General features: G+C 53.7%; 13 protein-coding genes. 8 read left to right on the forward strand and 5 right to left on the reverse strand.

Annotated elements, in window-relative coordinates:
* Nucleotides 1-915: 915 nt before the first annotated feature.
* The gene (locus ACFPYJ_RS24655; RefSeq protein ID WP_379190885.1) at nt 916-2919 is read right to left on the reverse strand and encodes a DEAD/DEAH box helicase; all 2004 of its coding nucleotides are present in this window, start codon (nt 2917-2919) and stop codon (nt 916-918) included.
* 208 nt (nt 2920-3127) lie between these two features.
* Here ACFPYJ_RS24655 and ACFPYJ_RS24660 point away from each other — a divergent pair, with 208 nt between their 5' ends.
* From ACFPYJ_RS24660 to ACFPYJ_RS24670, 3 genes are all read left to right on the forward strand, one after another.
* On the forward strand, nt 3128-3466 hold the full coding sequence (locus tag ACFPYJ_RS24660; RefSeq protein ID WP_379190886.1) for a hypothetical protein: 339 nt from the start codon (nt 3128-3130) through the stop codon (nt 3464-3466).
* Nucleotides 3467-3555: 89 nt separating this feature from the next.
* Nucleotides 3556-4602, forward strand: coding sequence for an FAD:protein FMN transferase (locus tag ACFPYJ_RS24665; RefSeq protein ID WP_379190887.1), 1047 nt, complete (start codon nt 3556-3558; stop codon nt 4600-4602).
* 8 nt (nt 4603-4610) lie between these two features.
* Nucleotides 4611-5240, forward strand: a complete 630-nt coding sequence (locus tag ACFPYJ_RS24670) for a ferric reductase (RefSeq protein ID WP_379190888.1) — start codon at nt 4611-4613, stop codon at nt 5238-5240.
* A 153-nt stretch (nt 5241-5393) separates the two neighbouring features.
* Here ACFPYJ_RS24670 and ACFPYJ_RS24675 read toward each other — a convergent pair whose 3' ends face one another.
* From ACFPYJ_RS24675 to ACFPYJ_RS24690, 4 genes are all read right to left on the reverse strand, one after another.
* Nucleotides 5394-7613: a methyl-accepting chemotaxis protein gene (locus ACFPYJ_RS24675; protein ID WP_379190907.1), complete on the reverse strand. Its 2220-nt coding sequence runs from the start codon at nt 7611-7613 to the stop codon at nt 5394-5396.
* Between the two features lie 360 nt (nt 7614-7973).
* Complete coding sequence (locus ACFPYJ_RS24680; RefSeq protein ID WP_379190889.1) at nt 7974-9089, reverse strand: nitric oxide synthase oxygenase; 1116 nt, start codon at nt 9087-9089, stop codon at nt 7974-7976.
* Between the two features lie 143 nt (nt 9090-9232).
* Nucleotides 9233-11257: a GTP-binding protein gene (locus ACFPYJ_RS24685; RefSeq protein WP_379190890.1), complete on the reverse strand. Its 2025-nt coding sequence runs from the start codon at nt 11255-11257 to the stop codon at nt 9233-9235.
* 30 nt (nt 11258-11287) lie between these two features.
* Nucleotides 11288-11794 carry a metallophosphoesterase family protein gene (locus tag ACFPYJ_RS24690; protein ID WP_379190891.1) on the reverse strand — a complete coding sequence of 169 codons (507 nt, stop codon included), beginning with the start codon at nt 11792-11794 and terminating at the stop codon, nt 11288-11290.
* 190 nt (nt 11795-11984) lie between these two features.
* On the opposite strand from ACFPYJ_RS24690, the gene ACFPYJ_RS24695 reads away from it, so the two are divergent.
* From ACFPYJ_RS24695 to ACFPYJ_RS24715, 5 genes are all read left to right on the forward strand, one after another.
* Entirely contained in the window at nt 11985-12455 is a 471-nt protein-coding gene (locus ACFPYJ_RS24695) for a GNAT family N-acetyltransferase (protein ID WP_379190892.1), read from the forward strand.
* A gap of 126 nt (nt 12456-12581) precedes the next feature.
* A complete protein-coding gene (locus tag ACFPYJ_RS24700; protein WP_379190893.1) occupies nt 12582-14165 on the forward strand; it encodes a plastocyanin/azurin family copper-binding protein in 1584 nt (527 codons plus the stop codon).
* A gap of 13 nt (nt 14166-14178) precedes the next feature.
* A complete protein-coding gene (locus tag ACFPYJ_RS24705; RefSeq protein ID WP_379190894.1) occupies nt 14179-15069 on the forward strand; it encodes a cupredoxin domain-containing protein in 891 nt (296 codons plus the stop codon).
* 137 nt (nt 15070-15206) lie between these two features.
* On the forward strand, nt 15207-15779 hold the full coding sequence (locus ACFPYJ_RS24710) for an RNA polymerase sigma factor (RefSeq protein WP_379190895.1): 573 nt from the start codon (nt 15207-15209) through the stop codon (nt 15777-15779).
* Entirely contained in the window at nt 15779-16540 is a 762-nt protein-coding gene (locus tag ACFPYJ_RS24715; protein WP_379190896.1) for an anti-sigma factor, read from the forward strand. Before ACFPYJ_RS24710 ends, ACFPYJ_RS24715 begins: the two co-directional genes overlap by 1 nt.
* Nucleotides 16541-16548 lie beyond the last annotated feature (8 nt).

Consider the following 16548-nt stretch of genomic DNA (forward strand, 5'->3'; position numbering starts at 1 on the left):
CACCTCTCCTCGTTAACGTAATTATCTATCTACACTTAACAGGTGTCCACTTTTTATTCTAGCTCCAGATATACAGTATAGCCCTTCCCAAGCCAGAGGTTGTGAGACCAATAAATCGATCAGATAGCTGTATGAGTATGTAAATGATGTCTCACGGCTAAAGTATGGCATTGCCCATCAGATTTGCTTGCTCGGGTGCGCCATTGTTCATCAGATTGCTTGTTCGCTCGGGGTGCGCCATTGTTCATCAGGTTGCTTGTTTGCTCGGGGTGCGCCATTGTTCATCAGATTGCTTGTTCGCTCGGGTGCGCCATTGTTCATCAGATTGCTTGTTCGCTCGGGTGAGTCTTTGTCCATTAGTTTGCTTGTTCGCTCGGGGTGCGCCATTGTTCATCAGATTTACTTGCTCGCTCGAGTGTGCCCATTGTTCATCAGATTGCTTGTTCGCTCGGGTGCGCCATTGTTCATCAGATTGCTTGTTCACTTGGGTGCGCCATTGTTCATCAGATTTACTTGTTCGCTCGGAGTGCGCCATTGTTCATCAGATTTACTTGTTCGCTCGAGTGCGCCCATTGTTCATCAGATTGCTTGTTCGCTTGGGTGCGCCATGCCTATCAGATTGCTTGTTCGCTCGGGTCGCTCGGGGTGCGCCATTGTTCATCAATTTTGCTTGTTCGCCCTGGTGCGCCATGTCCATCTCAATTATACCTATCCACTTTTCTGTGCGCTTCTGCTCGGTTGGCCATCTCTAATTTGTCTTGAGATGCTTCCTTCCATTCGGTTGGCCATCTCTAATTTGTCTTGAGAGGCTTCCTTCCAAGCTGTTTACTTATACAAAAAAACCTCTAACTCCACCTATTTCATGCGGTGTGTTAGAGGTACTTTTGTGATTAGAGACTTAATCTTCTTCTCCGCTTAGCGCGAACGGCGCCCGCCAGAGCTCGGTTTGCCGCTGCCGCCGCTCGAGCGGCCGCCTCTTGCGCCGCCGTTCGAGGAAGATCTGCCGCCCCCGCCGCCTGAGGAGCCGAAGCCCGGCCGACCGCCGCGCGAATCGGAGCGCTGTGATGTACGATGCTTCGACCCGCCCGAATTCGGGAATTGCGGAGCGCCTGTTCGCTCACGCGAGCCTGTGCGCGGGGCGCTTGACCCGAAGCGTTCAGCTGATTCGCCGCGGGATACATATCCACCGCGCTCGCCGGATTCCGGGCGCTGCGGTGCACCGAAGCCGCGGGCTTCCCCGCGCGGTGTGCCGGCCGATCGCCCGCGGTCGCCTGTATCCATTCGCTGCGCTGAAGCGCCGCGCCCGCGCGATTCTCCTTCGCTGCGGCCTGCTGATCGTCCGCGCCCGCCGGAGGTCGGGCGCTGCGAGGATCCGCCGCGTCCGCGGGCATCACCGCCGCCGCGTCCACCGCGTGCGCCGGAATCCCCCCGGCGTGCAGCGCCCCCGCGCTCTCCTTGCGCGAATGGTTCGCTAGCCTCTGCGCGATCGTTAGCATCTACGCGCATTGCCCAGCCCATGCCTGCTGATCCGCGTGAGCTGTCGCTGCGCGTAAAGCCCGAAGCCCCGCCGCGTGATTCGCCGCCACGGGCCGATGAGGCTGAGCGTGTGCCGGAGCCCGAACGCGGGTATTCCGGCTTGCTTCCGCCTCTGCCCCGTCCTTGCTGGTTGGAGCGGCCGCCCTTGTTTTCCCAAGCGCCCTGTTTACCGGAAGATGCGCCTCTGCGGCTGGCAGGCTTACGGCTTCCCGATCCCTGACGATCCGGGGTGGCATCCTGCGGGATAAACTCGCCTGTTGGAAGCACCAGCCCTCTTGACTTTTCGCGGGGAATCGTTTGATTAATCCCTTTCTCAATCGCGGCAAGCTCCAGACGGTCATGCGGGGATACAAGCGTAATCGCAAGCCCCTGCTCGCCCGCCCGGCCCGTACGTCCAATCCGGTGGATATAACCTTCGGCATTCTCTGGAATGTCGTAGTTAAACACATGCGTAACCCCTTCAACATCAAGGCCGCGCGCCGCAACGTCCGTGGCTACGAGCAGGTGAATCTTCGCATCGCGGAATCGTTTCATAACCTGCTCCCGCTTGGCTTGCGACAAATCGCCATGCAGCTCATCGCTGTTGAGGCCGAGATTCTGCAGGGCTTCATTGAGTGCACTCGCCCGCTTCTTCGTGCGGCAGAAGATGACGCCCAAATACGGAGCATGCTCTTCGATCAAACGCTGCAGCGTTTCCTGTTTATTGCGGTCCGTTACCTCGACAGCAAGCTGGCGGATACCTTTAACCGTAACCTGCGGTGCGCGCACTGTTATATCCTTCGGCTCCAGCATGAAACGAGCCGCAAGCGAACGAACGCCAGCCGGCATCGTTGCAGAGAACAGCATCGTTTGTTTGCGGTACTGCATGTTGCTTAGAATTTCCTCTACTTCCGATAAGAAACCCATATGCAGCATTTGATCGGCTTCATCCAGCACGAGCATTTTCACTGATCCGAGCGCGATGGTGCCGCGGCGAATATGATCCAGCAGTCTGCCCGGAGTCGCCACAACGATGTGTACAGCCCGCTTCAATTTACGCATCTGTGACTCGACATCTTGTCCGCCATAGACAGCGAGCACGTTGAATTCATCCCTCGAAGCAAGCCAGCGCTTCAGCTCCGTCGTTATTTGCAGGGCAAGCTCACGTGTAGGCGTCAAAATCAGCCCCTGCAGCTCATCCCGATCCGCTCTAATCCGCTCCAGCATCGGAAGCAAGAAAGCGAGTGTTTTTCCCGTTCCTGTCTGTGCCTGACAGATTACATCGTTGCCTTGCAAAATAACCGGAATCGCGCCCTCCTGAATCGGCGTTGCTTCCTGTATGCCACCGCTGCGTAATGCCGCAGACCGCTCTGCTGCTATCCCTAATTGTTCAAAACCTGCCAATACGTCCACCTCTTTTATATATAAAAACCTTATAAAACCTTCCCGTTCCCAAAGACCGGCATTCCTATCGTACCACATTACACACTTCCCCATGTACCGAAACTTCCCGCAAAAGGGTTAAAAACCGAACATAACTTCAAATGGGCTTCATTTTGACCTCTTATAATGTAAGAAACAGCATTTCACTCTAAGCTTAAGGTGTGATTCTATGCGAGTAACCAAATGGTTGAAATGGAAAATCGGCGGTATCCTCACCCTCAGTATTGCCCTAATTTTTCAAATTGTAAAAACAAACCCGCAATTTGTGCTTCATACAGCAGATGCCGCTTCAAGCAAAAACAAGCTGAGTGATCTCATCGAACCAACCGATGATCCGGTTATTGAAGAGTGGAACTACAGTCAAGATTCTACCTCCGCGCAGCAAGGCCCGCGCTTTGGCAGAGGCAGGGACCGGGGCAGCCGCGGTCAAGAAGGCAGCTCAGGCCGTTCGAATCTGAGCTTGCATGCTGATGAAGGCGGGTCCGATACCCGGACTGGGCAATCGTAAAAAATATGAGCCTAAGGAGGCACACTCCCATAGAACAGTCAAGCGCAGATGCAGCCCTCCCCTCACGGTTCACTTTTTCTTTTGGCGCCATGAATACGACGGTTTCCTGTACGCTGCTTTGTACGAACGAGGAGCATGCTGCTGGGCTTGAGAAGCTGACCCGGCAGTGGTTCAGCCATATGGAGCGCCGGTTCAGCCGGTTCCTTCCGGATAGCGAGCTTACACACCTCAACCTGATGACGGGTGAGCTCTGCATGGTATCCGCCACGATGCTGGAGGTGCTCACTTTGGCAGATGCTTTCCGCCGGTTGACGGATGGCGTTTTCAATCCTTTTATACTTCATACCCTGCTGGAATACGGTTATAACGAGTCGTTCGAGCATATCCGAAGCCGGACCAGCGAGGTTATTGAACAGCCGGATGCCCACATAGGCGCCGATTCAAGCGTTATACCTCATGCTGCGAATAAATCCGCTGCGCTCCGGGCCGGCGTAGACTCCATCCACCCTCAGCTTGGGGATCAAGCCATCATCATCGATGCAGCAATGCAGTCTGTTCGGCTGCCTCCCGGTTCAAGCATCGATTTGGGCGGAATCGTTAAGGGCTGGGCTGTACGGCGTCTTGCTGCCTTATTGCGCAGCAGGCACGGCGTGAAGCAGGGCTTCATCAATGCAGGCGGCGATCTTGCTTTGTGGGGCGCACAGGCTGAACCTTGGAAAATCGCCGTCGACTATCCTTGGCCAAGCAGCGAGGCAGCCGGCCATCTTATTCTGCAGGAGGGCGCTGTCGCTACATCGGGCACGCTGGGCCGCAGATGGCAGTCCTATCAGGGGACGGCGCATCATCTTATCAACCCCTTCACGAAACGCCCCAGCAGCAGCGATGTCCTGCAGTGTACAGTAACTGGGGACGATACGGCAGCCTGTGATATATGGGCGAAGACGATCTGCATCCTGGGGAGCGCGGAGGGGCTGGCTCTAATGCAGCGGAAAACCGCGGACTGCGGAGCCTTGTTAATCTTAAAGGACGGAACTACCCTGCTTTACAATCATCCGCACTCATGCCGCGAACGCCGCGAACAATGGCGGCATACATCTAGCGACCGAATGTACGTACCTGATAAAAACTGGAGGTGACCCGTGTCATGGTGGATTTTATTCTAAGCTTACCCACTTGGATGATGATCCGGGTATTGGGAATTGCGTCTTTTCTGCTGCTTACCGCTGGAATCAGCCTTGGAATCTCTTACAGCTTCCCGTTCCAGAAACGGAATACGAAGAAAAACGTTTACCGCATCCATTCCTTTGCCACAATTTCCGGTACAGCGCTTGGGCTGCTGCATGGTGCGATTACGATTATCGATACGTATGCCCCATACTCCTGGAGCGGTCTTTTCGTTCCGTTCTCCGCCCAAGTCTCGCCCGCTTTAAGCGGCTTCGGCACCTTGAGCAGCTATGGCCTGCTTGTCGTTATTCTGACGACCGACCTGCGCAATAAGCTGAAGCGCCGGGTATGGCTCATGCTGCATATGCTTTCCTACCCCATCTATATCATGGCGCTTATTCACAGCTTCTTTCTTGGAACAGACAGCAGCCTTCCTCTGATCCGTCTCATGTATCTGTGCTCGATGCTGCTCATTCTCGGTTTAACGGCTGCCCGTTTCAGGGTTAGCGCTGAGAATAAACGGACAACCGCCGCACCGGCTGCTAAACAGCATCGATTATATGTGGTTCCGTCCGCACAGGAGCTGCGGGAGAATAACAGAGATGCCTGAGTCTACCTCAGCATCTCTGTTTGGCTTACACAGCCATCGCTCCATCAAGCGAACCGCTTTTTTATGGAAAAGGGCTGCTCCCAAAAGGTCCATAAAGACCTTCCTGGAACAGCCCATTACGTGAATTTCATCGAAGATGTATGCAGATCATCCCTACCGTTTACGCGCTTCCGTAAGCTGGAATTGGCCGACCAGCTGCTGCAGGAACGCCGTTATCGCCTCAACGTGGCTTGAGGTGTGGCGAACGTTCATGAAATCGGACAGCAGCTCTTGTACATTGCCTTCGACTTCCGTTGATATCGTACGGTTCTGTATGCTGACCTTCGCGATTTTCTCCATAATGACGACGACCACATCGATGATTTGCGATTTGAGTGAGTCATCCTCGTTCGCGCTGCTCAGGATCTCAGAGGCTGCTGCGACCAGCTCCGTTCCTTCGCTGACAACCCGCGTTCCCTCAGCCATCGTCACTGTGGCAGCCTGCGCATTTTGATAAATATGATGTACGATCTCATGCACTTCTTCCGTGGATTGCCGGGTTAAATCCGCCAGCTTCTTAATTTCAGCCGCAACGACGGCAAACCCTCTTCCCTGTTCGCCTACACGCGCCGCTTCAATGGAGGCATTGAGCGCAAGCAAATGGGTCTGCGCCGAAATCTCTTCAATGACATTCAATACGCCCCGAATCTCTTTGGTCGTGACCATGAACGCTTCGATGGATCGGTTCGTCTCCGAGACCCGGCTCGAGATCTGCCCCATTTTATCCCCGATCCGCACAAGCTCGCCCTGCGCTACGCCAATCTGCTCAGATGCTTTATTCTCCAGCTGCCGCAGCGTTTCCCGCATCTCCCCCGCAGCATCCTTGGCGATGTCAATATCCTTCAGCTGGCTGCGGATGCTGAGAATCATATCGCCAATTTTGCCGCTCACACGCTCTGTCGCGCTTGCTGTGACTACCGTGGAATCACTAAGTACACGCTGATTCGTCAATACGTCAATGGAGGCGAGCTTGACCTGAAGCATAATGCCTTCAAGCGAATCAATCATATTGTTAATCCATTTTGCCAGATCCCGGGTCTCATTGTGATCGAACAAGGTGGTATCCAGACGCTGGGTCAGATCCCCCTTGCCTTCCGCATTAATGCGGATAAACTGATTCAGCTTTCTCATTTGGCTGACCGTACTGCGGTTTCCATAGCGGTCCAAAGACCATACCATCGCCAAGCCAAGCAGCAGATTGCATGCTCCGACCAGCAGAGCGCCGGCAGCCGGCATCGCGTTTGTCATGAGATAATAAACCAATATGGTCCCAATCGCACCCAAAGCTGCCAGCCAGCCCAAGGAATGACGGAATTGCGTCCATCTTATGCTGCGGATCCGGTATACTTCCTCCAAGTCGCCCTCGCACATCATTCCCCATACATCGGGACAATGGGGCAGCTGGAAGGTCACACCTTTGCCGATGACAGATATGTGCCGATAATCGGAGTAACCGGGAAAAGCGGCGAACAGGTTGCTGCCGTTCTTGATCGTGCTGGCAACGCCGGGGTGGAGCTGCCTTGTTGCCGGGTCAGTGAATACAAGCTCGAGCTCGGTATGCTCCTTCACCGAAACCATGCCCCAATCGGTAGTCACGCCATCCTTCAGGTTCTCCCCATGCGTAAAGGTTCGGTCCTCGAACCGGCTTCGTGACAGCGCGGTACCTGGAGCAATATGCGTATTGAGCTCCGGCTTCGCCATGAATAAATAGTTATCCCCGGAATCGGGATACACATGCCCGGATTCCCGCTGTATTAAATCTCCGATCACATCGTTTGGAACACGCCCGCATAGAGCGCCCTTCCATTGTCCCCCCATGGTTATCGGCGTAATGAAAAGCAGGGTCATTTTGTCATGAAAAGATGAGGAGCTCGGCCCGATTATCTGCGTCCATGGATCGGCATAGGGACCATATAAGCATTTGCGCCCTTCGGGCACAGCTTGGCAGTAGGTCAGGCCAGGCGCCAATATACGATCCGTCCCATACCCGTGCCCGAGGTGGCGCTGATCCGTCGAGAAGAGGACTTGGCCATCCGCATCAAGCAGGAATATTTCAGAGAAATCAGAAGCGCGTGTCTGAGTACTTGCGAATAAGCGCTCCCAAACGGCTTGAGCCTCCGAGCTGAAGAGAGACCCGCCTTGCTCCTGGACGGACATTTGACTCAGAAGGCGGTCCAAATGGTCCCAATACTCCGCTGTCCATGCCTTAAGGATGTTCATTCGCGTATCAGCAATGCCCTCAAAGATATCCTCTACATCTTCCTTCATCTCTGCATTGAGCTTGTACGACCACCAAAGCGGAAGACCTTTACGCAAGCCTAGCCAATCGAACATCCGCATCCCCAACCCTCTTGTTATGTATATGGAAGATATTATAACATAACGACTAATAATTTGTGTGAATTTGTCGAAATATTGATAATATTGCCGATTAGAGGTGAGAGATGCAGTTGAGGATTCTTAAAACTCCTCAATATATCATTGTGTTCTCCTATATCTGTTTTTTTTGCATTCTGAGAGCCTCTGCCATTCCAAGAATCGCAACAAACTAAACGGAAGAGGGCCGCCCAAAGTCATCGTTGCGACTTTTGAGACAGCCCTCCACCTCTTCCCTTTATACGCAGCGTGATTCAGCAAGCTGTACGCAGCAAGGAAGTTTGTGTATGCCCGGAATTATCGTCACCGGCTGCATGCTTAGTGAACGCCCATGTGAGAAGTCTGATAAAAGAAATTCGGTTTCCGCTCTGTATTGTCGTAATGCGTATGAAAGATCGCGGTCGCTGCGGGAGAAACCGGCGGAATGAGCCAGCTCCATTCACCCGTGGCCGTCCGCCCCTTCTCTGCTTCCTTGTCCACGAACCGGCGGAATTGTTTGCTTGCTGTATGATGATCGACAATCGTGACGCCGCAGGTTTTAAAGGCATGCAGCACAGCAACATTCAGCTCGACCAGCGCCCGGTCGCGCCATAAGGCGGATTCCCGGCTCGTATCCAGTCCCATAACCGACGCTACCTTTGGCAGCATATTATACCGGAAATCATCAGCCAGATTACGAGCGCCGATCTCAGTTCCCATATACCAGCCGTTGAAAGGAGCCGCCGTGTAATGGATCCCTCCGATTTCAAGCCGCATATTCGAGACAATCGGGACGGCATACCACTGGAGCTCCAGTGATTCGAACGCTTTGAAGTCAGGATGCGTAATAGGAACCTCCATTACGATAGACTTCGGAATCTCGAACCAGCGCGGAGCTCTCTTACCAACCTGCACCACCAGAGGCAGCACATCGAAAGCTCCTCCCGCACCCTGCCAGCCGAGCTCCCGGCATGCATGGGTTAGCTTGACGGAAACGGGGTCCCCGATTATACCTTCCGCTGTCTCATAGCCGGCGTAACGGATCAGCTGTTCGTTCCAGATTCGTATAGGCCCCTCATCCGCTTGATCAGCAGCAGCGAATATCGTTATGGTCGGCAAAATTTTGCCGCCGTTGGTTGCATGCTCAATATGATTGAACAGCGCTTCTGCAACATCTTCCTCAGAGGCCAGCTCACGGGCATCCGTGACAAGCAGCGACTCCCAGAATAAGCGGCCGATGCATCGGTTGCTGTTGCGCCAGGCTAACTTCGCCCCATAGATTAACTCTTCTGAAGTATGTTTGTACGTTCCCGTTAGAGCGATTTCCGCTTGAATACTCTTTAGCCGATGATTGATTTCCGTTTGTGTCTTGCCAAGCTCCATATAGCTTTCCTTGATAAAGGAAGCCGCTTCTTCGATTAAAATCCGATGTTCAACCAGGCTGTTATTCCGCATCTATGTCATCCCAATCCTTATTCTTTACTTCACTTAGTATAATCAAATTGAAGGCGAGAAGCACGTTTGCAGTCATTCTCCAATACCCGGTTAAATGAAAGAAGAGAATCCTCCCCGCTTTGGAGAAGACTCTCTTATTACTTTCAGTGCTGCGTAAGCGCATTGCGCACTGCTAATATATATTTGGATTGATCCAGCGGATTAACCCCTCTGCGCTGCCGTTCAACATGAACATCAGGCGGACATTCCCGGTAGCCGGAGAAAAAGGTCGACAAGGTTCCGCGCCCCTTCGTCATGGAACCGAGCCTGGCGGGAAAATCCAATGTTGTCGCGACAGGCAGCAGCCCTTCAATATCCATCCGCTCCTGGCGAACAACAGGCGCATCGAATTCCCCGCGCATGACGACCAGCTCATTCATCAGCTTCCCGCCATACTCTTCCGGGATCGACAAACGGAAGCGGAGCATTGGCTCCAGCAGCTTCGTTCCAATACTCGCTAGGCCATTCATTATGCCCATCGGCGTAGCAACGACGAAGTCCAGCGGATGCGTATGCCAGACATGATGCTCGCCTTCAACCAGCGTAACGCTCAGATCGGTCACTTCCCAGCCGCGAAGTCCCTGCTGCAGCGCTTCCGGAACACGCCTTGCGACCTCGTTCTGATAGCTCTCCAGCAATTGCTCGCCGCGCACAAGCGATTTGTAGGTCAGGCCGCTGCCGCGCTCGCCGGGCTCAATGAGAAACCGGAGAATCGCCCAGCATGGCTTGGGCATCGTATAGGCAATGAAGCCTTCACCGGCCGAAACCGGTGTTTCCTTATAGATTACGGACGGTGCGCCGAAGGTCACATCAAGCTGGAATCTGCTCTTAAGAATGGAGGCCAGCACCTCCATCTGAATCGGTCCCATTACCTTAAGATGCAGCTCACGCTCGTCCTGCAGCCACTGCAAATCAAGCAGCGGATCCTCATCCGCCAGCTCCTGGAACGCCGCAACGACAGCCGGATACTCGGCGGCATTGCGCCACTGTACCTGAACGGTCAGCAGCGGGACAGCAAGCCGCTTCTCTCCCGGCACACCCTCCGGCGATCCGACGATATCGCCGATACGCGCACGGCTCCAGCCGCACACCGCTGCGATATCGCCTGCCCTCAGCACACCGACATCCTCGGTCTTCTGCCCGTGGACTCTGCGAATCTGAGTCACCTTATCCTGCATATCCCGCGTGACATTGAGAACCAGATCCCGATTATGAATGACACCCTCGTACAGCCTGACATAAGCGATCTTGCCCATAACCGGGTCGCGTTCCATTTTAAAAATCACGCCTGCTACCGGCGCCGACTCCGAGCCCGTGGGCGAAGGCAAATAACGGATCACCGCATCCATGAGCGGCTGCACGCCGATACCGCGGCCGGAAGCGCCGAATAGGACCGGAAACAGCTCCGATTGGTGGACGCTTCTAAGGAGCGATTCTGCCAATTCCTCCTCCTGCAGCACCTCTTCTTCTATATATTTGTTCATGAGCGTTTCATTCTGCTCGGCTATCCACTCAACCATCATTTGACGGAATGATCTGGCAAGCGGAGGCTGCTGAAAGCCCGCAGCGCCAGATCCAGAGCCAGCATCAGCTTGACCCAGCAGCTCCATAGAACCGGTGTACCCGCTTTCAGCGCCATCAGGCGCTTGGACCGGCAGTGCATGCGGAGACAGGAACCGTTGAATTTGATTGAGGACCTCTTCAGCGTCGGCCCCGATCCGGTCCATTTTATTCACATAGATCAGCGTTGGAATCGACAGCTCACGGAGCGCCTGCCAGATCACCTCGGTTTGCGCCTGGACGCCCTCTACGGCCGAAATAATCAGCACCGCGCCGTCCATTACGCGAAGCGACCGCTCGACTTCAGATAAGAAATCGACATGTCCGGGCGTATCAACCAAATTAATCGCCGTATCCTTCCATACAAACCGCGTCACGGCCGCTCTGACCGAGATCCCGCGCTCCCGTTCCACCTCAAGCGAATCGGTCTGGGTCGTGCCTGTATCGACGCTGCCGAGTGAACGGATATGCCCGCTTAGATAGAGCATCTGCTCTGTTGTTGTCGTCTTACCCGCATCGACGTGAGCAAATATGCCGACGTTGCGCAGGTTGTTACAATGCCCGCTCATAGGTGCAGAACCCCTTCTCTACAGCTCACATTAGCTTTTATCTTCATAAGTAACCAGTTCAGCATTTAATTTACCCTCTTCAATGCGCAGGATGCCGAATGAATACAGCGGCTGCCTCCGTTTATCGGTCGCGGATCCGGGATTAAACATCATAATTCCATTGCGCTCCTTCAGCAGCGGGATATGGGAATGGCCGAAAATAATCGCATCCACCCGATCCTTCGCAAACTCGGCAAAGGCGTTATTCTCCGTGCTTTCCCGGCTGTTCGATCCATGTCCATGCACAAGTCCGATTCTGATATCCCCGTACTGCAGCACCTTACGCAAACCAAATTTGGCTATAATCGCCCTGCCGTCATTATTACCGGCAACGCCGTCCGTAGGCGCATACGCCTCCAGCAGCTCCAATACCGACAAATCCACCCAATCCCCGGCGTGAAGAATACCGTCCGCATCCTTCAGCTCTTGAATAAGCCGCCGCGGAAGCTTCTTGGCCATACGGGGCATATGGGTATCGGATACGATAACGAGCTTCATCCGAATCAACTCCTCTTACCGAGCTTTTCGATCATACTCTCATTATCAGCCTAAAGCCGCTATGATTTCAATGCTATTCAACCGTTAAAAAGAATTTCATCCTCCCTCTGTTATTCACAGTCACTTCCATGTTAGATTATATTACATAGACTCTTGCCGGATAAGTTATAGAGGATAAGGAGAGAATGCCATGTTTAACATTCGACGTTATTCTTCTGCCGATCACGAAGAGGTATGGAAAATTCATCTGCTCGTCATCGCCGCTGCAGGTGTTGAGCCCACTCATCAGCATTATCACGATATCTTTCATATTCATGAGCATTACTTGGAGAGCGGCGGAGATTTCTTCGTCGGGACAGGGCACAATGGAGTTGTTGTTGCGATGGGCGGCTTAAAGAAGCTGGATGAGGAAACAGCCGAGATCAAGCGCCTCCGGGTACATCCCAATTATCAACAGCGCGGTTACGGCCAGATGATGCTTGACCGGCTGGAACAGCGGGCACGGGAGCTTGGCTTCAATCACATTTATTTGGATGCCCTGACCAATCAGCTGGAAGCAAAGAAAATGTTCGAGAATAACGGCTATAAGCATAAAGGGGCTTCCGTTATCGACGGCTTCTGGATTAACGTATACGAGAAATCACTCGACACCCCGAAATAACGACTGCCGGGCAAACATTTTTCGAAAATATATTAAAAAACACAGTCAGCGCTCAAACCTCTTCTCCGTTTCGTTCGTTACCTCCTAATGATACCTATTATCTATTATTTGGAGGGAGATTGTGGAATGATGAGAAGAAGGTTTGGGCTATTCTTATTAATTGTCAGTCTATGCGCTTGGTTAATTCCTGCTGTAAGCGTATCCGCGGAGGAAGGAGCACCGGCCGTAACGACAGACGCACAAACGGCCGCTAAGCTTGGCCTGCTGCTTGGCGACGGAGACGGTGTTACCGATTCCTACCTCGGCAAGCAATCATCCCGCATACAAGCGGTTATTATCTCTTTGCGGCTTCAAGGAAAATTAGAGGAAGCGAAGAACTTCACCGGAGCAGCCGGCTTCTCCGATGCTTCTGTTGTAAGCTCAAGCAATCAGGCCATCCTCGGCTATTTGAAGAGCCATCCTGAGCTTGGCTGGAATGGGACGGGTGACGGGAAATTTAATCCGCTGGCCGCCATCGATTCGCAGCAGCTCTACAAGGTGCTGCTTGAGGTGTTAGGCTACAAATCCGGCACCGACTTTACTTACGCCAAGACGGAAGAATTCGCAGCAGGAAAAGGCCTGAGCCAAATCGCTGGTACGGCTCCCATTACGAATGCACATATCGCAACAGCACTCGTTGAAGCGCTGTCCGCGATGACGATGCAAGGCCACTCTTTATTTGAAATGCTCCAAGGTGAAGGGGTTATCGACGCAGCAGCAGCGCTTCCTGCCGGCGAGCGGATTAAGCTGAGCAGTACCGATAAGCTTGGCACCTACTTCACGGACTCCAAAGGGCGCACCCTCTATTACTTCACTAAGGATGCCGCTGACCTGACCAGCTGCCAAGGCGACTGCCTGAAAGCTTGGCCGATCTTCTATGCGGATGACCTGCAAATCCCATCTTCGCTGAATGCAGCGGATTTTGGCGTATTGAAACGCTCCGACGGCACAGAGCAAACCACTTACAAAGGCTGGCCGCTCTACTACTTCGTCAAGGATCAAGCTGCAGGCGACGTTCTCGGCGAAGCTGTCGGCGGTGTCTGGTTCGTTGCGAAATCCGATTACGCCGCCATGATCGGCACTTCCCCGAAACTCGGCAACTATCTGACCGATGAGTACGGACGCACGCTGTACTATTTTGACAAAGACACACCGCAGACGAGCGTTTGCGAGGGCACCTGCCTTGTGAACTGGCCTGCTTACCTGGCTGCCGGCGACTATGTCCCAACAGGCGTTTCCAAGGCGGATATCGGAACGATCACAAGATCGGGCGGAAGCAAACAAACGACCTACAAGGGCTTCCCGCTGTATTACTTTATTAAAGACAAGGCGCATGGGGATGTACTTGGCCAAGATGTGGGCAACGTCTGGTTCGTCGTTAACCCTGGTACGTTCACCGGCACAACTGCACCAATTCCGAAAACCTATCATGTCGATATCAAAGAATATTCCTTCGGCACCGGTCCGCTTACGGTAGAGGCCGGCTCCAAAGTCGTCTTCACGAACTTTGATGACATGAAGCATAATGCGGTCGCAGTGGATGGAAGCTTCAGCACGCCTCTGCTGAGCAAAGGCGATTCCTTCACGATCACGCTGAACAAAGCCGGCACCTACGACTATTTCTGCGAGCCGCATAAGAAATTCATGACCGGTCAGATTATTGTGAAGTAAGCGGAGGGAAGCCATGAAGAGAAGAACCACCACACCCTGCTTAGCTGTCCTTTGCACCCTTCTCGTACTGCTTCTGGCCGCCTGCGGTTCGTCGAACACGAATACGCAGGCAGCGCAGGCGCATGAGAACCATTCGAACATGAACATGGCGGCTGAGGCGGATACGCCGAGTGATGAGCCAGCTCCGGCTGACGATGCGGGCAGCAAGAACCCGGACGCGGATGATCCTGCGGCGGCGGATCCCGCGGATAACACACCCAAGAACGATGACGCAGCCAAGCCTTCAACGGAGCAATCAAGCAGCAGCACGAAGGAAGACCCAGCTCCAGGCGGCAGTTCAGGCAGCAAGGCTGAGGACAAAGATTCATCCAATCCGCCAGCCGCTAAAGCCGATGATGATGCCGGGACGGCAGTCAAGCAGGCGGATAAATCCGGCGGCGACTCCTCAAAGAGCAATAACAGCAGCGAACCGCCGAAGGACTCGTCCAAGAACGACTCCGGCTCCGGGACGAAGCCGGCGGGCGGCTCCTCATCCGGGAAGACAGCTTCTGCCGGTTCCAAGGATGACACCAAACCGGACCCGAAGCCTGCTGCTCCGAAGCCGGATACCAAGCCGGCCGCCGGCGCTTCCAAATCTGAAAGCAAACCAGCCACCTATGTCGTGGAGATTGTTGATTTTGCCTTCTCTCCTGCGAAGCTTGAGATCAAGGCAGGCGACATCGTCAAATTCATCAACCGGGATAAAGTGAAGCATTCCGCGACTTCCGACGATTCCATCTTCGATACGGACCTGCTCGGCCTCGATGAGGCGAAGTCGGTTACGTTTGCCGATGCAGGAACCTTTACTTATTATTGCTCGCCTCACCCGGCGATGCAGGGGACCATCGTCGTAAGCGCTAACTAGCAGCCTTTACAAACGCATTTATCCCGCTTGGGTAGCCGCATTGCGGTTACCCTTTTACCTTATTAGCCAGTCTATCTGTCTGTCAGCCATTCTGGTACACTAAAACTAATTTATGCCTATTCTGGAGGCTAGTCGGTATGCAGAATCTGTCTGATTATGAACTGATGCTGCTCATTAAAGGCAAACAACATACGGCGGTATCCGTCCTCTATGACCGCTATGCGGGTCTCATCTATTCCTTTGCCTGGAAAGCGCTGAAGGATGAACAAGCAGCAAGAGATATCGTGCAGGCTGTATTTCTGCGGCTCTGGACAACCGAGTCCGATTACGATCCGGACAAGGGAAGGTTCACCAGCTGGCTGCTCACGATCACGCGCAACATCACAACCGACACCCTTCGGAAGAAACGACGGGATAACGCCGGTGTGGTACCCTATGTTCCGGAGGAGCTCGAGCAAATTGCCGATGCGCACACGCCTTCACCGGAGGATCGGGCCGAGCGCCAGTCCTTCAAAGAGCAAATCAGAGGCGCCTATCGCCATCTGTCGAAGCAGCAGATTATGCTGCTCGAGCATTTCTATTGGCAGGGCTACAGCCTTGGCGAGCTTGCAGCGATCTATAACCAGCCGCTTGGAACCGTCAAGAATCGTTTACATCAAACTTTAAAAATATTGCGCAGGCATCTAGTCGCGGAAGAGGAGGGAATATGATGGGAGGAAGAGAGTGGTTGCCAGCTTGTGACTGCTGTTTAGACTATGTATCAGGCATCTGCACAGACGAGGAGAAGCTCGCTTTCGAACGCCATCTTCCTGAATGCGAACAATGCCGGAAGGAGCTCGAGGAGCTGCGCATCGTATGGGAGGCTCTTCCTACGGATATGGATCAGATTGAACCGCCAGCAGACCTCAAAACCCAGGTGATGAACGCTGTCTTCTCAGTCGAAGGCGGTAACCCGGCAAAACCCTTAAATCCAGCCAGAAGACCCCTGTTCGGCAAAAAATCGACCGCAGCTCTATTCGCCGCCGCTATCGCGGCTATTATGTTCATGTCGCTGTGGAATGTTCAGCTCTACCGTAATCAAGCAGATGCGCCTTTGCCTGTAGAGGATGCATTATCGGTCTCCGCTGCCCATATCACACAGCTGATCCGCCTGCAGCCGGTTTCTGCCAAAGCCGAACGCTCCTCAGGCGTTGCCTGCATTGTCGATAATGGCCAGAGCAAGCAGTTTGTCATTTATTTGTTCGGAGCGGCTGTTACGCAGGGCGACCAGGCTTATCAGGTATGGCTGGTCAAAGACGGCAAGAGGAGCAGCGCGGGTACGTTTCGCGTTCATCAGACGGACCGCGGGATCGGCTTGCTCGCCATGCCAATCGCGTCCGGTAAGCTGGCCTTTGATTCGATCGGCATTACGCTTGAGCCCGATGATCAGGGCAACCAGCCAAGAGGCACCAAGGTGTACGGCTCCGTATAAGGCGGAGC

This window comes from Paenibacillus solisilvae (assembly GCF_042656405.1).
GTDB lineage: Bacteria > Bacillota > Bacilli > Paenibacillales > Paenibacillaceae > Paenibacillus_Z > Paenibacillus_Z solisilvae.